Raw genomic sequence first — 15,767 nt, forward strand, 5'->3', positions numbered from 1 at the left:
CTGCCGACGTGAGGAATCAGTCGAGCAGTTCGTACGCGGGGAGCGTCAGGAACGCCTCGTATTTCTCATCCAGCGCGACCCGCAGCAGCAGCTCGTGTGCCCGCTGCCACTCGCCCGCCGCGAAGGTCTCGGCGCCCAGTTCCTCGCGCAGTTCTGCCAGGTCCTCGTCCGCGACGCGCCGGACCAGCTCCGCGGTGACGCGCACCTCGCCCTCCGGGGCGTCGGGCAGCACCACTCCGGCGTTGACCCACTGCCAGATCTGCGAGCGGGAGATCTCCGCGGTGGCCGCGTCCTCCATCAGGCCGAAGATGGCGACGGCGCCCATGCCGCGCAGCCACGCCTCGATGTAACGGGTGCCGACCTGGACGGCGTTGCGCAGGCCCGCGTACGTCGGCTTCGCGTCGGTCTCCTCGACGGCGAGCAGTTCGGAGGCGGTGACCTCGACGTCCTCGCGCAGCCGCTCCTTCTGGTTCGGACGGTCGCCGAGGACCGCGTCGAAGGACTCCTGCGCGACGGGGACGAGGTCCGGGTGTGCCACCCAGGAGCCGTCGAAGCCGTCGGAGGCCTCGCGTTCCTTGTCGGCCCGCACCTTGGCCATGGCCTTCTCGTTGGCCTCCGGGTCGCGCCGGTTGGGGATCTGTGCGGCCATGCCGCCGATGGCGTGGGCTCCGCGCTTGTGGCAGGTGCGTACGAGCAGTTCGGTGTACGCGCGCATGAACGGGGCCGTCATCGTGACCGAGTTGCGGTCCGGCAGGACGAACTTCGCCCCGGCGTCACGGAAGTTCTTCACGATGGAGAAGAGGTAGTCCCAGCGGCCGGCGTTCAGCCCCGAGGCGTGGTCGCGCAGTTCGTAGAGGATCTCCTCCATCTCGTACGCGGCGGTGATCGTCTCGATCAGGACGGTGGCCCGTACCGTGCCCTGGGGGATGCCGCAGTGGTCCTGGGCGAAGACGAAGATCTCGTTCCACAGCCGGGCTTCGAGGTGCGATTCGAGCTTGGGCAGGTAGAAGTACGGCCCCTTGCCCATGTCGATGAGGCGCTGGGCGTTGTGGAAGAAGTAGAGACCGAAGTCGACGAGGGCGCCCGGCACTTGCTCACCGTCGACACGCAGGTGCCGCTCGTCGAGGTGCCAGCCGCGGGGACGCATGACGACGGCGGGCATGCTCTCGGCGGGCCCGAGCGCGTAGGACTTGCCGGAGTTCTCGTCGGTGAAGTCGATGGTGCGCTCGTAGGCGGAGATCAGATTGAGCTGGCCGCCGACGACGTTCTCCCACGTCGGGGCGGAAGCGTCCTCGAAGTCCGCGAGCCACACCTTGGCGCCCGAGTTGCACGCGTTGATCGTCATCTTGCGGTCGGTGGGGCCGGTGATCTCCACACGGCGGTCGTTCAGCGCCTCCGGGCAGCTCGCCACCTGCCAGTCGCCGTCGCGGATGTGAGCGGTGTTGGGAAGAAAGCCGAGGGTGGAGGTGCGGGCGATCTCGGCCCGCCGCTCCCCGCGCTGGGCCATCAGCTCGTTGCGGCTCGGTGTGAACCGGCGGTGCAGGGCGGCCAGGAAGTCCAGCGCCCCGTCGGTCAGCACTTCCTCCTGACGCTCCACGGGAGTCGCATCGACGATTTCGACGGCGGAGGGCGCTCCTGCGGACATTTCGGGTCACTCCTTATGGCGGCGTGGGGGCTCGGCCGCCGGATCGCGTGCGTACCGGCACGGAGTGCCGCGAGCCGCGCGGCACTCGTGGAAGCGGCCCCGACGTTCACCGGGAGCGCGGGAACGCTTCTGAACAGTGGATACTAGTTTCCTTATGGCGGAATAGGCAAGAGTCTGTTGACGTCGAGACATTCATGGGCCGTCAGCGGCCGCCGTCCGGTGACCCTGGGTGCCAGCCGACTCCGGGAAACGCGGACCGCGCCGTACGACGGGTGGTGAGGTGCTGAGTTCCGCGGCCGCGCGGGGTGAAACCCGCAGGGGCCGAGGTGTGGGATGTGCCCGCCCGGTGCTCAGGAGCCGGTCCGCTTCAGCCGTTCCAGGTCCTGCGGGGTGTCGATGTCCGACGGGTCGGCGATGTCGCCGCACTCCACCAGCTCGATTTCGTCCTCACGCGTACGCAGGTAGGGGCGCGCCCCCTGATCGCCCTCCGCGCTCTTCACGATGCCCGCCCAGTGCTCCGCCCCGAACAGGACGGGATGCCCGCGCCGTCCCTCGTACGACGCGGCCGCGAGCGTGGCCGAGGAGCGGCACACCGAGCGGACGCGGGCGACCGCACCCGCACCGATGCCCGGCTGGTCGACGAGCAGGACGAGCGCGGCGTCCGTGCCCGTGCCCGTCAGCGAGTCGAGGCCCAGCCGCAGCGAGGAACCCATGCCCGACTCCCAGTACGGGTTGTCGAGCACGGTGCAGCCGGAGAGTTCGGCCCGCGCCCGTACCTGCCCGGCCGCGGCGCCCAGGACCACGTGCACGCGCTCGCAGCCGCCGGCGCGGAGCGTACGTACGGCGTGCTCGACCAGCGGCCGCCCGTGCAGCGGCAGCAGCGCCTTGGGCCGTCCGCCCAGGCGGCGTCCGCCGCCGGCCGCGAGCAGCAGCCCGGCCACCACGGGGGCGGCCGGGCCTTCCGGCTCGTCCCGCTTGGTCGTCATGGGAGCTCTCCTCGCGTTCTGTGCTTCTCGGGGGCAGGGTGCGGGGGTTGTCGCCTGGCGGCGGGGGTGGTGGTGCCGGGCGGGCACAGGCCGCGCAGTCCCGCACCCCTTCACGTACGCCTTCCTGTCGGCTCAGCGTCCCGTACGTCCCCGCCGGTGCGGCACATCCATTCCGCACGATTCTGTACGAGCCGCGCAAGACGTTGCGAACTTGGCGTTGCACGCCCCCAATTTCGCCCTCCGTGTGGCGCGATGTGCGGAGAGTGGCGTTTACTTGGGCGAGCCGGTCGCGCTCGATCCTGTGGGGGACAGGCGCGCGGCACCATCTCTGTGGGGGAGAACTGTGCAGCGAAGCGATGCTGTGGGGCAGCGTGTGATACCTGCCGCCGACCGCGGGGAAGACCCGCGAGTCGCCGGGCTGAGCGCTGCCGTTGCCCGTCTCCGGGCCGAACTGGACGCCTACCCCGCCCAGTTGCATGACAGGCACGCTGCCGAGGACGAACTGACCGCCCTCGACGGCCAGGTCGCCAGTGGTGCCCCGACGGCCGAAGAGCTGCGTCATTCGCTGCTGCTGACGGTCGCGGCCGTCGGTTCGGTGAGCGCCCTCGCCGACGCTCTCTCGGGCCTGCGGAACGCCATCGAGCTCTTCGGTGAGCCGTCCGGCTTCCGACGGGTGAACTGACCTGTGAACCGGCGGACGTTCACGGACTCCGGCGTGCCGCGGACGCACCCGTAGGACTTCTGCCCAAGTGAGCCGGGGGCTGCCGCCGGTCCGGTGTGGGCTGTTCCGAGCCGCGCTCGCCTGCGTGCTGACGCACACTGGTACGCCCTTTCGCGAATTCCCCTTCTCCGCCTGCCGGCAGAGCCGTTCCGCTGCCTGGAGGGCCGGGCACGCCCGTGGTGCCGCCCAGCCGTGCCGCCCTGCCGCGGCCGCCGCGGCCGCCGCAGCGCAGGAGCGCAACCGGAAGCAGACGGACGTAAGGAATCCGTCCCAGTCCTTACGCACAGCGGACGCCGAGGCTGAACCGCTGGCACCTGCCGAGTACTTCACGCCAGCGTGTTGGAGCGATGAGAGCGCGGGGGCAGGCCGTCCGGTCCATCGGAACAGCCATCACGCGAAAGTGAGGATCCAACGTGCGTGCTCACAAACGGAACAAGGCCGGGCGCAACGTCGCCATGGCAGCCGTCGCGCTGCTGCTCGGGGGCGGCGGCATCGCGATCGTCAACGTAAGCGCCAACGCCGGGCAGAACGGCGGCTCTGCGGCCTCGCAGGCCGGCCATGCGCACGGCGACGCCGAGCAGGGCGGCCCGGTCGGCAGCGACTTCGTCGACATCACCAAGGTCCCGGACAACGTGGAGAAGCCCGGGAACGGCCCGGGCGCTTCGACCGGCACCTTCACCTCCGCCTGCGGCACCAACGCAGGTGACCAGCACAACTCGGACAACGTGATCGTGGCTCCGGGCGTGGCCAACGGCGCGCACCACACGCACGACTACGTCGGCAACAAGCAGGTCGACGGCGATTCGACCGACGAGTCGCTCGCCGCGCAGGACACCACGTGCACCAACGGCGACCAGTCCACCTACTACTGGCCGGTGCTCCGCGACCGTAGGCAACAGGGCGAGGACGCCGGCAAGCCCGGAGGCGGAGCCGAGGGCAACATCGGTTCCATCATCGAACCGGCCACCGTCGACCTCACCTTCCGCGGAAGCCCCCGTGGCGACGTCGTCGCCATGCCGCGCTTCCTGCGGATCATCACCGGCGACGCGAAGGCCTCCACGAACGGCGGCGCGAACGCCAACGCCGCCTGGTCCTGCACCGGCTTCGAGGACAAGGTCCAGCTCGAGGACAAGTATCCGATCTGCCCCGACGGCAGCAGGGTCGTGCGGACCGCGTTCTTCCAGAGCTGCTGGGACGGCCAGAACACGGACAGTGGGGACCACCGCGCCCATGTGGCCTTCGCCGAGGACGACGGATCGTGCCCCGACGGCTTCAAGGCCATCCCGCAACTGGTGCAGCGCCTGACCTATGACGTGCCCGACGCACCGGACTTCGCGGTGGACAGCTTCCCCGAGGAGAAGCACAAGCCGGTCACCGACCACGGCGACTTCATCAACGTCATGAGGGACGGCCTCATGAACCGGGCCGTGGACTGCATCAACTCCGGCCGGCGGTGCGGCTGACGACACGATCCGGCGCCGGTGCCCCGCCAGGCCCGGGTCCGGTGCCGGCGTCTCCGTACGGCGCCACGATCCGTCCCGTCCGTCCGGGGCCACCCGGACGGACGGGACCGGCGCCGGTGCCCCGCCACCTCCCGTTGTTCAGCTTCCGTAGCCGCAAGAGGGGTTGTTGAGAATGGACGATTCCGGATCGCCCTGGACACCGATGCGCCGTCGCCCGCCCGGCCGCGGAGTGACGTGGGGGCTCCGGGTCGCGCGTGCGGCGCCGGCGGGGGCGGGCGCGGTCGTGGTGCTGCTGCTGGCGTTGACGGTGGTCCTCCAGCAGGTCGGCGCCTGGCCGTTCGCGCGGCATGACATCCCCTCCCGCTCCGTGCCGGACGCCCGGCTGCCCTTGCCGCCGTCGGCCGTGGGCTCCGGCGGTTCGCCGTCCGACGGGGAAGGGGCGGGCCGGGCTCCGGGCGGGAGCGGCGAGCCGGAGCCCGGCGCGCCAGGTGACGGCAGGACCGCTCCCGGTGTGCCCGGTGACGGCGCGCCAGGTGACGGCGAGGGGACTGCCGACTGCGGCTGCAAGGCCGTCTGGCACGTCGACGGCCAGTGGGAGGACTTCAACGCGACGGTGAGGGTCACGAACACCGGGGAAGTGCCCGTACGCGGCTGGCAGATCACCTGGACGTGGCCGGACGGACAGCGGCTGGTCAAGGGCTGGAACGCCGAGTTCCGGGAGTCGGGCGCGGCTGTGACGGTGCGGAACGGCCGCGGCAACGCGGAGATTCCCACGAAGGGTCAGACGGCGTTCGGCTTCCAGGCGACCCGAAGCGGAAGTCCCGCCCCACGTCTCACCTGTCACGTCCTCTGAGATGTCACGTCCTCTGAGACCACCCGGCCCCGCGCCCAGGACCCGGCATCAGGCACCGCGGCCCCCGGCAGCCCGTGCCGGAATCGCGGGCTGTCCGTTCGTGGGATTTCGTCTAGGCTCCCCATGCTTCATGAAACAAGGGGGGAAGCGGATGGAGCCGCTGCGGCTGGACGATCCACGGAATCTGGGCGACTACGTGCCGATCGGGCGGGTGGACGCTCCGGACGGCGAAGTCCCCTTGCCAGTACGCCGGTTCGTCGCAAGAGGTGCGGGAGGCGGCCGTACGGTCCTGATCAGCGTGCCCCTCGCGGAGCTCGCCGGCGACCACGAGTACGGCGAGCGGTTCGCGGCGGAGGCCGAAACGGCCCGGCGGCTCGGGGCGGAAGCCCGCCTGCCGTGGACGGCACAGGTCATGGAGAGCTCCCGCCTCCCCGGCGGTCCGCCGTGGTACACGACGCCGTACGTGCCCGCCCTGCCGCTGCCGGGCGTACTGGCGGCACACGGCGGCGGTCTCCCCGAACGCACCCTGCGGGCGCTCGGTCTCGGGCTCGCCGAGGCACTCACCGAGCTGCACGCGCGCGGAGCGGTGCATGCCGGGGTCTCGCCCGGTGCCCTGCTGGTGGCCGCGGACGGGCCGCTGCTGACGGCGTACGGAGCGATGCGTGCGCTGGTGCCCGGGACAGGTCACTTCGCCCACCGTCCCTCCCTTGCCGGTCTCCCCGAACGCGGCGGCGTGCCGCCCGAGCAGCTCTCGGGCGGTACGCCCGGTCCACCGGGTGACGTCCACGCGCTGGGGGCGGTGCTCTGCTATGCGGCATCCGGGCTGGACGGGGCGGACTCCTCCCGCATGCCCGCGAGCATGCGCACCCTGGTCGCAGCCTGCCTGTCCGAGGACCCCGGCGACCGTCCGCAAGCGGCCGTCGTACGCGACGAGTTGAGAACAGGGGCGGCGGCCTTGCCGGTGACGTCCGGCCCGCCGCCCGTCCCCGTGGCGGCGCAGCGTCGGGGCCCGGTCTCAGCCCCCGCCGCCGTTCCGTGGTCTGCCGGGGGTGCTGCCGGAGGCACGGTGCTCGACAGCGCCGCGAGCGCCTTCGGGCCGGGCTGGCTGCCGGCACGCGTCATCGCGGCCATCGCCCGGCAGTCCGCTTGCGCGCTCGGGGCGGCACTCCCCGCCTGACGGCCCGGCTGTTCCGGCCCGGGTTCCCGTCCGGCTGTTCCGGTCCGGTCCGGTCGAGCCCCGATGCCCCGATGCCCCGACTTCCCGATGTCTCCGACGTTCCGGCCGCACGCCCGCACCAGCGGTGCTCCGCGGCGTGCACCCGTCCTTGCCCTCACTCATCCGTGGACTGCGATCCGATGGCTCCTCAGCATCTGCCCCTCACCCATGACGACCCCGTGCAGCACGGCCCGTACCGCTTGGTCGCGCGCCTCGGCAGCGGGGGCATGGGCACCGTCTACCTCGCCCGCGACTCCGGCGGCCGCGCCGTCGCCCTCAAGACCATGCACGCACGCATCGCGGACGAGCCCGAATTCCGCAGCCGTTTCCGGCTGGAGGCGGATGCCGCCCGCGTCATCGGAGGCCGGTACGGAGCCGAAGTCGTGGACGCCGACCCGCTGGCGCGGACACCCTGGCTGGCGACGGAGTACGTGCTCGGCCCTCCGCTGGACGAAGCGGTGGAGTACTGCGGCCCGCTGCCGGAGGAGTCCGTACGCGCACTGGGTGCGGCCCTGTGCGAGGCGCTGGGACAACTGCACAGCTCCGCCGTCGTGCACCGTGACCTCAAGCCGTCCAACATCCTCCTCAGCGCCTCCGGGCCGAAGGTCATCGACTTCGGCATCGCCAGGGCGATCGGGGACGACCGGCTGACGCGCACGGGCACCGCCGCCGGAACCCCCGCCTACATGTCGCCGGAGCAGGCCGGCGGGCTCGAACACACCGCAGCCGGCGACGTGTTCGCGCTCGCCGGGGTGCTGGTGCACGCAGCGTCCGGGCACGGCCCGTTCGGCGGCGGGCAGGCGGCCGACCTGCTCTACCGCGTCCGCTACGGCGAGCCCGACCTCGGCGAGGTGCCGGAAGCGCTCGTACCGGTGCTGCTCCGCTGTCTCGCCAAGGACCCCGCGGCGCGGCCCGGCATGGCGCAGCTCGCGGCGGAACTCGCGTCCCGGCTGCCCCGCGACGGCGGGGAGTTCGCGGAGGCTCTTCCGGACAGTGTGCTGGCGGAGATCGGGCGCCGCAGCGCGGAGGTGTGGAGGATCGAGCCGCACAGGCTGCCTCCGCCGCCGGGCGGCACGTTCGGCACAGGCACAGGCACGGGCACGGGCACGGGCACAGGCACAGGCGCCACAGCAGGTGCCGGCGGGTACACGCCCACCCAGGCGGCGTATCCGGCCCCGTCGGTCACCGGGGGCGACGGCGTCCGCACCGGCTTTCCGCGTCGCAAGCTCCTTGCGGTGGCGGGCGGTTCGGGCCTGGCGCTGGCCGCGGCGGGAGCCGGGGCGTGGGCCTGGGCAGGCGGCGGCGGTGCCGGAGGGACGGCACCGGACGGGTCTGCCTCCCGCGGGCCGGGCGGTGCGCCGGAGCCCGTGTGGCGGGCCGCGACGTCGTTCTTCACCGACGGCGATCTCCCGCCGCTGCTGGTGGGCGGGCAGCTGGTGACGTCGAACAGGGAAGGTCTGGTGGCCCTCGACGTGAAGTCCGGCGACCAGCAGTGGACCAGCGCCGAGGCCGACGACAACCAGGTGACCGGCGACGGCGAACGGCTCTACGAGATCGTCGCGGAGGCCACGAAGGGCAGCGGCGTCACCATCCGCACGCTCGATCTCCGTACCGGCGCACGCGCGGGCGAGGCCGGCAGGCTCCCGGACTTCGACGGCCGCGAGCACGGCGACGGCGACCGCACCACACAGCCGCTCGCCGCCGCCGGCGGAGTGCTCTACCTCGCGGCGCGCACGCGCGAGGCGAACGCGTCGAATAGGCCTCTCGCGCAGGGCTGGTACGTCGTGGCGTTCGATCTGCGCGCCCACAAGGAGCGCTGGCGCAGGCCGCTGAAGCAGTACGCCACGTCCTTCGCCTCCTTCGGCGACGACGTCAGCGCCTACTCCGTCAAGCCGCTGCGCGGGCGCCTGCTGCTCGCACGTCCCCGCAACGACTACGAGAGTCCGCTGCAGACCGTGGCCGCCTGGGACCCGCGGAACGGTGAGGTGATGTGGAACGCCGAGCCCCTGCCCAGGGAGCTGGACGACGACGCGCCTCCGCTGCCCAGGCAGCTGGCCACCGACCTGCGGCACGTCTACTTCGGCTCCGGCCGCGTCACCGCGCTCAGGCTCTCCGACGGCAAGGAGGCGTGGCGGTACGAGAGCGCGGGCGTCCGCGGCGGACACGCGGCCGCGAACCCGGACGAGCAGCCCGCCCTGTACGGACCGCCCGCCGTACGCGACGGCGTGGTCTACGCGGCGGAGCGGAACCGCGGCCTGGTCGCCGTCGGCGCCCGCGACGGGAGACTGCTGTGGAAGCAGAAGTCCGGCAGCGAGCCCGCCCCCGATCTCGACGTGCCGCCCGTCGTCGGCGAGAAGTACGTCTACGTCTCGGCCGGGGGGCACAGGTGTCTGACCGCGGTCAGCCGCCGTACGCACCGCACCGCCTGGAAGTTCCGCCTCACCGGCGACGGCGACGGCGGCACGGGCGAGCGCTTCGTGGTGCACAGGAAGGCCCGGCGGATCATCGGCAGGGGGCGTGGCGGGGCGTATGCGATACCGCTGGAGTGACGCGGACGCCGGTGCCCGTCCACGGCCGGGCCCCGGCGTGTGCGCTGCCCGATGGCCCGCCCCACCCCTCAGCAGGAAGGCTTCGCGTTGAAACCCCTCGGCTACGGCGATCCGCTCCGACTCGGCCCGTACCGCATCATCGGCACGCTCGGCGAAGGCGGCATGGGCAAGGTCTATCTCGGCCGCGACGGTTCGGGCGAGGTGGCGGCGGTCAAGGTGCTCCGTCCCGAACTCGCCCACGAGACACACATGTCGCAGCGTTTCGTGCGGGAGGCGCAGGCCGCGCAGGCCGTACGGAGCAAGGGCGTGGCGCGGGTGCTGACCGCGCAGACAGACGGCGGAGCGCCCTTCATCGCCACGGAGTTCCTCGCCGGGCCGACCCTCGACCGGGCCGTCGAGCGGCACGGGCCGTTTCCCGAGCCGGAGGTGAGAGCGCTCGGTGCGGCGCTCGCCCGGACGCTCGGCGACATCCACGCCGCGGGGCTGGTGCACCGGGACCTGAAGCCCTCCAACATCGTGCTGACTTCGGGCGGTCCGCGCATCATCGACTTCGGCATCGCCCGCCCGGAACACGGCCTGACGCTGACGACGACCGGTCAGGCGCCGGTGACGCCCGGCTACGGTGCGCCGGAGCAGGTGCTCGGACAGCGGACGGGACCGCCCGGCGACGTCTTCGCGCTCGGTGCCGTGCTCGTCTTCGCCGCGAGCGGCGAACGGGCGTACCAGGGCGATCAGATAGCCGTCGTGCAGTACGAAGTGGTGCACGGTGAGCCCCGGTTGGAGGGTGTGCCCGAGGCGCTCGTGCCGCTCATCGCCCCCTGCCTCACCAGGGACGCGGCGCAGCGGCCGCAGCCCGCGCAGATCACCTCGGCTCTCGCCCCGCCCCGTGACGGCCGGCAGCTGTGGAAGAAGGGCGGGCTTGGGGACGACATCGCCGAGGCGGAGTCGGCCGCGAAGCAGCTCGCCACGTTCCCCCCGGCTCCCGGCAGCCAGAACGGCACAGCCGCCACCGGGCCCGCCGCCGGGTCCGCCGCGCCGCCCCCGGCCGATTCCCCCACGCGGCGCCGCGTACTGACCGGCCTCGCCGCCGGCGGCACCCTGCTCGTCGCGGGCGGCGGCACGGCCTGGTGGCTGACACGGGAGGAGCCTCCGCGGCGCGCCCATCCCTGGTTCGCGCTGCCGCTCCAGGACGGGGAGTACGAGGAAGGCAGGGCCCCCGAGCCGCTGTGGGGGCCGCGGGACGTCGCGTTCGCGCAGTCGCCAGCTCCACTGGTGTCCCGGGACCTCGTGGTCGTCGGGGGCAAGCGGGACGCGCGTGTGACGGCGTTCTCCGTACGGGACGGAAAGCGGAAGTGGGTCTCCGAAGCCGCCTTCTACCAGCCGTTGTTCGCCGCGTCCCCGCGTCTGATCGTCACCGGCGGCTCCGACGGGCAGCTCTTCGGCGTCGACGCCCGCACCGGTGCCGTCGAGCGGCGGCACCCGACCGGGATGAGCGTCCTCCTCGCCGTGGACGCGCGTGCCGCGTACTGCCTCGTCGAGGACGAAGTGCGGTGCGTGGAACTCGTGTCGGGGAAGGTGAGGTGGCGCAAGCCGGCACCGCTGGACGAGTTCTCCGGGGGGCGCGGAATCTCCGCGACGGCCGCGGGCGGTCTGCTGGTGCTCGCCACGGCCAAGGACGCGGCGATCGCCCTCGACGTCCGTACGGGCGGGAAGGTGTGGAGCAGGCCCGGCGGAAGCACCGGCGCCGGGGTGCCGCCCGTGACGGCGGGCGGCGAGGTCTATCTCGGCGGGCAGTCGCTGAGCGCCGTACGGCTGCGGGACGGCGAGGAGCAGTGGTCGGTGCCGGCGGAGGTCAACGAGGGCTGGAGCGGACCGGCCGTACAGGGCGACGCCGTCTACGCCTCCGCCGGGTCCGAAGTCCGGTGCCGCGGACGGCGCGACGGGCGGGAGGTGTGGCGGCGGGAGGTCGACGGCGGGGTCTTCGCGGGCGGCAGGCCCGTGGCGGAGGGCAACACCGTCTGGGTGACTCTGAAGGAGACCGCGGGGGTCGCCGCGCTGGATACGCGGACGGGCCGCGCGGCATGGGTCCGGCGGCACAAGGACGGCGGGAGCGTACGCATGACCGGCGCGGGGAACCGCGTGTTCCTGCTGACGGAGGGGAAGCTGACGGCCATGCCCGTCATCTGACGGCCGCCGGCGGCCCATTGGGAGGCGTGGGCGGAGGGTCCCGGTCTCAGCGAGGGGTCCCGGTCTCAGCCGCCGCCCGAGCCCGTGCTGGCCAGCGCCTTGGACAGCTGCTCGGCGACCTCGTGCATCAGCGGCACGAACTTGTCGGTGGCTGCCTCCGTGACCCGGCCCGCCGGCCCGGAGATCGAAATGGCCGCCGCCGTGGGGGAGTCGGGGACCGAGACGGCGATGCAGCGCACCCCCAGCTCCTGCTCGTTGTCGTCCATCGCGTAGCCCACTTCGCGGACGTGCTCCAGCGCCGCGAGGAAGTCCTCCGGCGTGGTGATGGTCCGCTCGGTCGCGGCAGGCATCCCCGTACGTGCGAGCACCGCGCGCACGTCGTCGGGCGGGCTGCCGGCGAGCAGGGCCTTGCCGACTCCGGTGGAGTGCGGGAGCACGCGCCGTCCGACCTCCGTGAACATCCGCATCGAGTGCCGCGAGGGCACCTGCGCCACGTAGACCACCTCGTCGCCGTCCAGCAGTGCCATGTTGGCGGTCTCGCCCGTCTCTTCGACCAGGCGCGCGAGATACGGGCGCGCCCAGGTGCCCAGCAGCCGTGAGGAGCTCTCACCGAGGCGGATCAGGCGGGGGCCCAGCGCATAGCGCCGGTTGGGGTGCTGGCGTACGTAGCCGCAGGCCACCAGCGTGCGCATCAGCCGGTGGATGGTCGGCAGGGGCAGCCCGCTGCTGCCGGAGAGCTCGCTCAGCCCGACCTCTCCGCCCGCGTCGGCCATCCGCTCCAGCAGGTCGAAGGCGCGCTCCAGGGACTGGACGCCGCCCGACTGGCCCGTGGCGGCCGTGGAGGTGTGTGCGGCGGTGGCGGCGGATTCTCGCCGGTCGGACGACGGCACGTCGCGTTCCTTTCCTGCGGGTGGGCCGCATGCTACCGGCACGGAATCCCCGTCCCCTGCGGCCGCTCACCGTGCGGATCTTCGGGCAGAGACCACCGGAGGCCCTGGCGGTTTCTGCATGGCGGAATTATAGTTCCAATTTGCGGAATCCACCATGGTGTGTGTCTTGACGGGGCAGTGAACTGCCAAGAGGATCTGGCATCAACAGATTGTTGAAGAGAAGGGGTGGTCCGGTGCCCGGCGTCCAACTCGTGCTGCGCTCGTCGCGCGTCGTCACACCCGAGGGTACGCGTGCCGCGTCGGTGAGCGTCGCGGACGGCCGGATCGTCTCGGTCGGTCCGCGTGACATGCCGGTGCCCGACGGCGCACGGCTGGTGGACGCGGGCGACGACGCGGTGCTTCCCGGGCTCGTCGACACCCACGTCCACGTCAACGACCCCGGCCGCAGCGAGTGGGAGGGCTTCACGACCGCCACCCGTGCGGCCGCCGCGGGCGGCATCACCACGCTCATCGACATGCCGCTCAACTCCCTGCCGCCGACCACCACCGTCGCCCACCTGCGGACGAAGCAGGAGAGCGCGCGCGGGCAGGCCCACATCGACACCGGATTCTGGGGCGGCGCGATCCCCGGCAACGTGGCGGACCTGCGGCCGCTCCACGACGCCGGAGTCTTCGGCTTCAAGTGCTTCCTCTCGCCCTCCGGCGTCGAGGAGTTCCCCGAACTCGGCCCGGCCGGACTGGAGTCGGCGCTCGCGGAGATCGCAGGCTTCGGCGGGCTGCTCATCGTCCACGCCGAGGACCCGGCGCATCTGACGGCCGCACCGCAGAAGGGCGGCCCCGCCTACGCGGACTTCCTCGCCTCCCGCCCGCGCGCCGCGGAGAACGACGCGATCGGCCGGCTCATCGCGCTGGCCCGGAAGCTGGACGCACGCGTGCACGTCCTGCATCTGTCCTCCGCCGACGCACTGCCGGCCATCGCACAGGCCCGCCGGGAAGGCGTGGCGCTCACCGTCGAGACCTGCCCCCACTTCCTCACCCTCTCCGCCGAGGAAGTCCCGGACGGCGCAACGGAGTTCAAGTGCTGTCCGCCCATCCGCGAGCGCGCGAACCAGGACGCACTCTGGCAGGGCCTGGCCGAAGGCGTCCTGGACTGCGTCGTCTCCGACCACTCGCCCTGCACCGCCGAACTCAAGGACGGCGACTTCGGCACCGCGTGGGGCGGCATCTCCTCGCTCCAGCTCGGGCTGCCGGCGATGTGGACCGCGGCCCGGGCGCGGGGCCACTCCCTCGACGACGTCGTGCGCTGGATGTCCTCGGGACCGGCCCGGCTCGCCGGGCTCGGCGGGCGCAAGGGGGCGATCGCGCCCGGCCACGACGCGGACTTCGCCGTCCTCGCCCCCGAGGAGACGTTCACCGTCGACCCCGCGCGGCTCCACCACCGCAATCCGGTCACCGCATACGCGGGCCGCACGCTGCACGGCGTCGTACGCGCCACCTGGCTGCGCGGTGAGCGGATCGCCGAGGCCGGAGACGCCGGCCGTCCCCTCCGGCAGACCGGACGACTGATCGAGAGGCCCACCGGATGACACGCATGGCAGCAGCACGGCACGTCGCGCACTTCACCGGTGCCGCGAGCCCGTACGCGGGCGGCGACCCCTACGCCGACTACCGCACCGCCGAACTCCCCTTCACCCACCTCGCCGACCTCGCCGACCGCCGCCTCGGTGCCGGCGTGATCGCCGCCAACGACGAGTTCTTCGCCGAGCGCGAGAACCTGCTGAAGCCGGGGCGCGCCGAGTTCGACCCCGAACGCTTCGGCCACAAGGGCAAGATCATGGACGGCTGGGAGACCCGGCGCCGGCGCGGCACCGGCGCCGGGCACCCGCACCCGTCCGCGGACGACCACGACTGGGCCCTGGTCCGGCTGGGAGCGCCCGGCGTCGTGCACGGCATCGTCGTCGACACCGCGCACTTCCGCGGCAACCACCCCCGCGCGGTCTCCGTCGAGGCGGCCTGCGTGCCCGGTGCGCCCTCGCCGGAGGAGCTGCTCGCCGACGGCACCGAGTGGACGGTCCTCGTCCCCGAGACCGACGTCGGCGGGCACGCCGCCAACGGCTTCACCGTCGAGGCCGCCCGCCGCTTCACGCATCTGCGCCTCAACCAGCATCCCGACGGCGGCGTCGCGCGGCTGCGCGTGTACGGCGAGGTCGCCCCCGATCCGGGGTGGCTCGCCGCCCTGGGCACCTTCGACCTCGTCGCGCTGGAGAACGGCGGCGCGGTGCAGGACGCCTCCGACCGCTTCTACTCGCCGCCCGGCAACACGATCCTGCCGGGCCGTTCACGGCAGATGGACGACGGCTGGGAGACCCGCCGCCGCCGCGACACCGGCAACGACTGGATCAGCTACGCGCTGACGGCTCAGGCTCAGGTCCGCGCCGCCGAGATCGACACCGGCTTCCTGAAGGGCAACGCCGCCGGCTGGGCCGCGCTATGGGCCAAGGACGGCGAGGACGGCGAATGGCGCGAGCTGCTGCCGCGCACCGCGCTGCAGCCGGACACCGTGCACCGCTTCGTGCTGCCCGATGGAGCGCAATCCGTGACCCATGTACGGCTGGACATCTTCCCCGACGGCGGAATCGCCCGTGTGCGCCTGTACGGGTCTCTCACCGCACAGGGCGCCCGTGACCTCGAAGAACGGCACGAGCGGTGGGCCTCGGGGACGTGAACACCCGGGAAAAATCCTCGACTTGGCGTTGACATGTCATCTACGCGCGTCAGCATGGATGCATGAGATTCCCCCCACGAATCGCGCGCGTAAGCGCCCTCAGTGCCCTGTCCCTCACCCTCCTCGTCGGCGGTCCCGCAGCGATCGCCCAGGCGACCGCGGAGGCCCCGAAGTCCTCGGCCCCGGCGGCAGTGGCACCCGCGGACGTCGGTGAGATCTGCGAGTCGAAGCTGCCGAAGGAGGCACACGAGACCCTCGACCTCATCGAGAAGGGCGGCCCCTACCCGTACCCGCAGGACGGGACCGTCTTCCAGAACCGCGAGGGAATCCTCCCTGACCAGAACGAGGGCTACTACCACGAGTACACCGTGGAGACGCCCGGCTCCGACGACCGCGGAGCCAAGCGCATCGTGACCGGTGAGGAGAAGCAGGAGGACTACTTCACCGAGGACCACTACGAGTCGTTCGACAAGGTCGACTTCAGCTGCTGACGCACCGGCGGCACAGGTCTCCGGCTGCCGGCGCCGGAAGC

12 protein-coding genes are annotated in these 15,767 nt (G+C 72.4%); 9 read left to right on the top strand and 3 right to left on the bottom strand.

All coding sequences use genetic code 11. From position 1 onward, the window contains the following. Nucleotides 1–16: 16 nt before the first annotated feature. Together aceB and AN215_RS03610 are read right to left on the bottom strand one after the other, a co-directional pair. Nucleotides 17–1,645 (bottom strand): malate synthase A, encoded by a 1,629-nt coding sequence (gene aceB, locus AN215_RS03605; protein ID WP_070010250.1) that lies wholly within the window; start codon nt 1,643–1,645, stop codon nt 17–19. A 350-nt stretch (nt 1,646–1,995) separates the two neighbouring features. Further along, on the bottom strand, nt 1,996–2,631 hold the full coding sequence (locus tag AN215_RS03610; protein ID WP_070010249.1) for a nucleotidyltransferase family protein: 636 nt from the start codon (nt 2,629–2,631) through the stop codon (nt 1,996–1,998). Between the two features lie 361 nt (nt 2,632–2,992). Between AN215_RS03610 and AN215_RS03615 the strand changes: the two genes are divergently transcribed. From AN215_RS03615 to AN215_RS03640, 6 genes are all read left to right on the top strand, one after another. Beyond that, on the top strand, nt 2,993–3,313 hold the full coding sequence (locus AN215_RS03615; protein ID WP_245694203.1) for a DUF5955 family protein: 321 nt from the start codon (nt 2,993–2,995) through the stop codon (nt 3,311–3,313). Nucleotides 3,314–3,765: 452 nt separating this feature from the next. Continuing rightward, nucleotides 3,766–4,815: a DUF1996 domain-containing protein gene (locus AN215_RS03620; protein WP_070010247.1), complete on the top strand. Its 1,050-nt coding sequence runs from the start codon at nt 3,766–3,768 to the stop codon at nt 4,813–4,815. A gap of 172 nt (nt 4,816–4,987) precedes the next feature. After that, nucleotides 4,988–5,668, top strand: a complete 681-nt coding sequence (locus AN215_RS03625) for a cellulose binding domain-containing protein (RefSeq protein ID WP_079122660.1) — start codon at nt 4,988–4,990, stop codon at nt 5,666–5,668. A 130-nt stretch (nt 5,669–5,798) separates the two neighbouring features. Then, on the top strand, nt 5,799–6,845 hold the full coding sequence (locus AN215_RS03630) for a protein kinase family protein (RefSeq protein WP_245694205.1): 1,047 nt from the start codon (nt 5,799–5,801) through the stop codon (nt 6,843–6,845). 179 nt (nt 6,846–7,024) lie between these two features. Next, the gene (locus AN215_RS03635) at nt 7,025–9,433 is read left to right on the top strand and encodes a protein kinase domain-containing protein (RefSeq protein WP_070010245.1); all 2,409 of its coding nucleotides are present in this window, start codon (nt 7,025–7,027) and stop codon (nt 9,431–9,433) included. Between the two features lie 51 nt (nt 9,434–9,484). Then, complete coding sequence (locus tag AN215_RS03640) at nt 9,485–11,620, top strand: serine/threonine-protein kinase (RefSeq protein WP_070010244.1); 2,136 nt, start codon at nt 9,485–9,487, stop codon at nt 11,618–11,620. Nucleotides 11,621–11,685: 65 nt separating this feature from the next. On the opposite strand, the gene AN215_RS03645 is transcribed toward AN215_RS03640, so the two are convergent. After that, nucleotides 11,686–12,510: an IclR family transcriptional regulator gene (locus AN215_RS03645; protein ID WP_070010243.1), complete on the bottom strand. Its 825-nt coding sequence runs from the start codon at nt 12,508–12,510 to the stop codon at nt 11,686–11,688. Between the two features lie 233 nt (nt 12,511–12,743). Here AN215_RS03645 and allB point away from each other — a divergent pair, with 233 nt between their 5' ends. The 3 genes from allB to AN215_RS03660 all read left to right on the top strand — a co-directional run bounded on the left by allB (nt 12,744) and on the right by AN215_RS03660 (nt 15,726). Then, nucleotides 12,744–14,096 carry an allantoinase AllB gene (allB, locus tag AN215_RS03650; protein ID WP_070010242.1) on the top strand — a complete coding sequence of 451 codons (1,353 nt, stop codon included), beginning with the start codon at nt 12,744–12,746 and terminating at the stop codon, nt 14,094–14,096. Between the two features lie 5 nt (nt 14,097–14,101). Beyond that, complete coding sequence (alc, locus tag AN215_RS03655) at nt 14,102–15,235, top strand: allantoicase (RefSeq protein ID WP_107374272.1); 1,134 nt, start codon at nt 14,102–14,104, stop codon at nt 15,233–15,235. A 62-nt stretch (nt 15,236–15,297) separates the two neighbouring features. Continuing rightward, nucleotides 15,298–15,726, top strand: a complete 429-nt coding sequence (locus AN215_RS03660; RefSeq protein ID WP_070010240.1) for a guanyl-specific ribonuclease — start codon at nt 15,298–15,300, stop codon at nt 15,724–15,726. The last annotated feature ends 41 nt before the right edge of the window (nt 15,727–15,767 follow it).

Source organism: Streptomyces abyssalis (assembly GCF_001751365.1).
In the GTDB taxonomy this organism is placed as follows: Bacteria; Actinomycetota; Actinomycetes; order Streptomycetales; family Streptomycetaceae; genus Streptomyces; species Streptomyces abyssalis.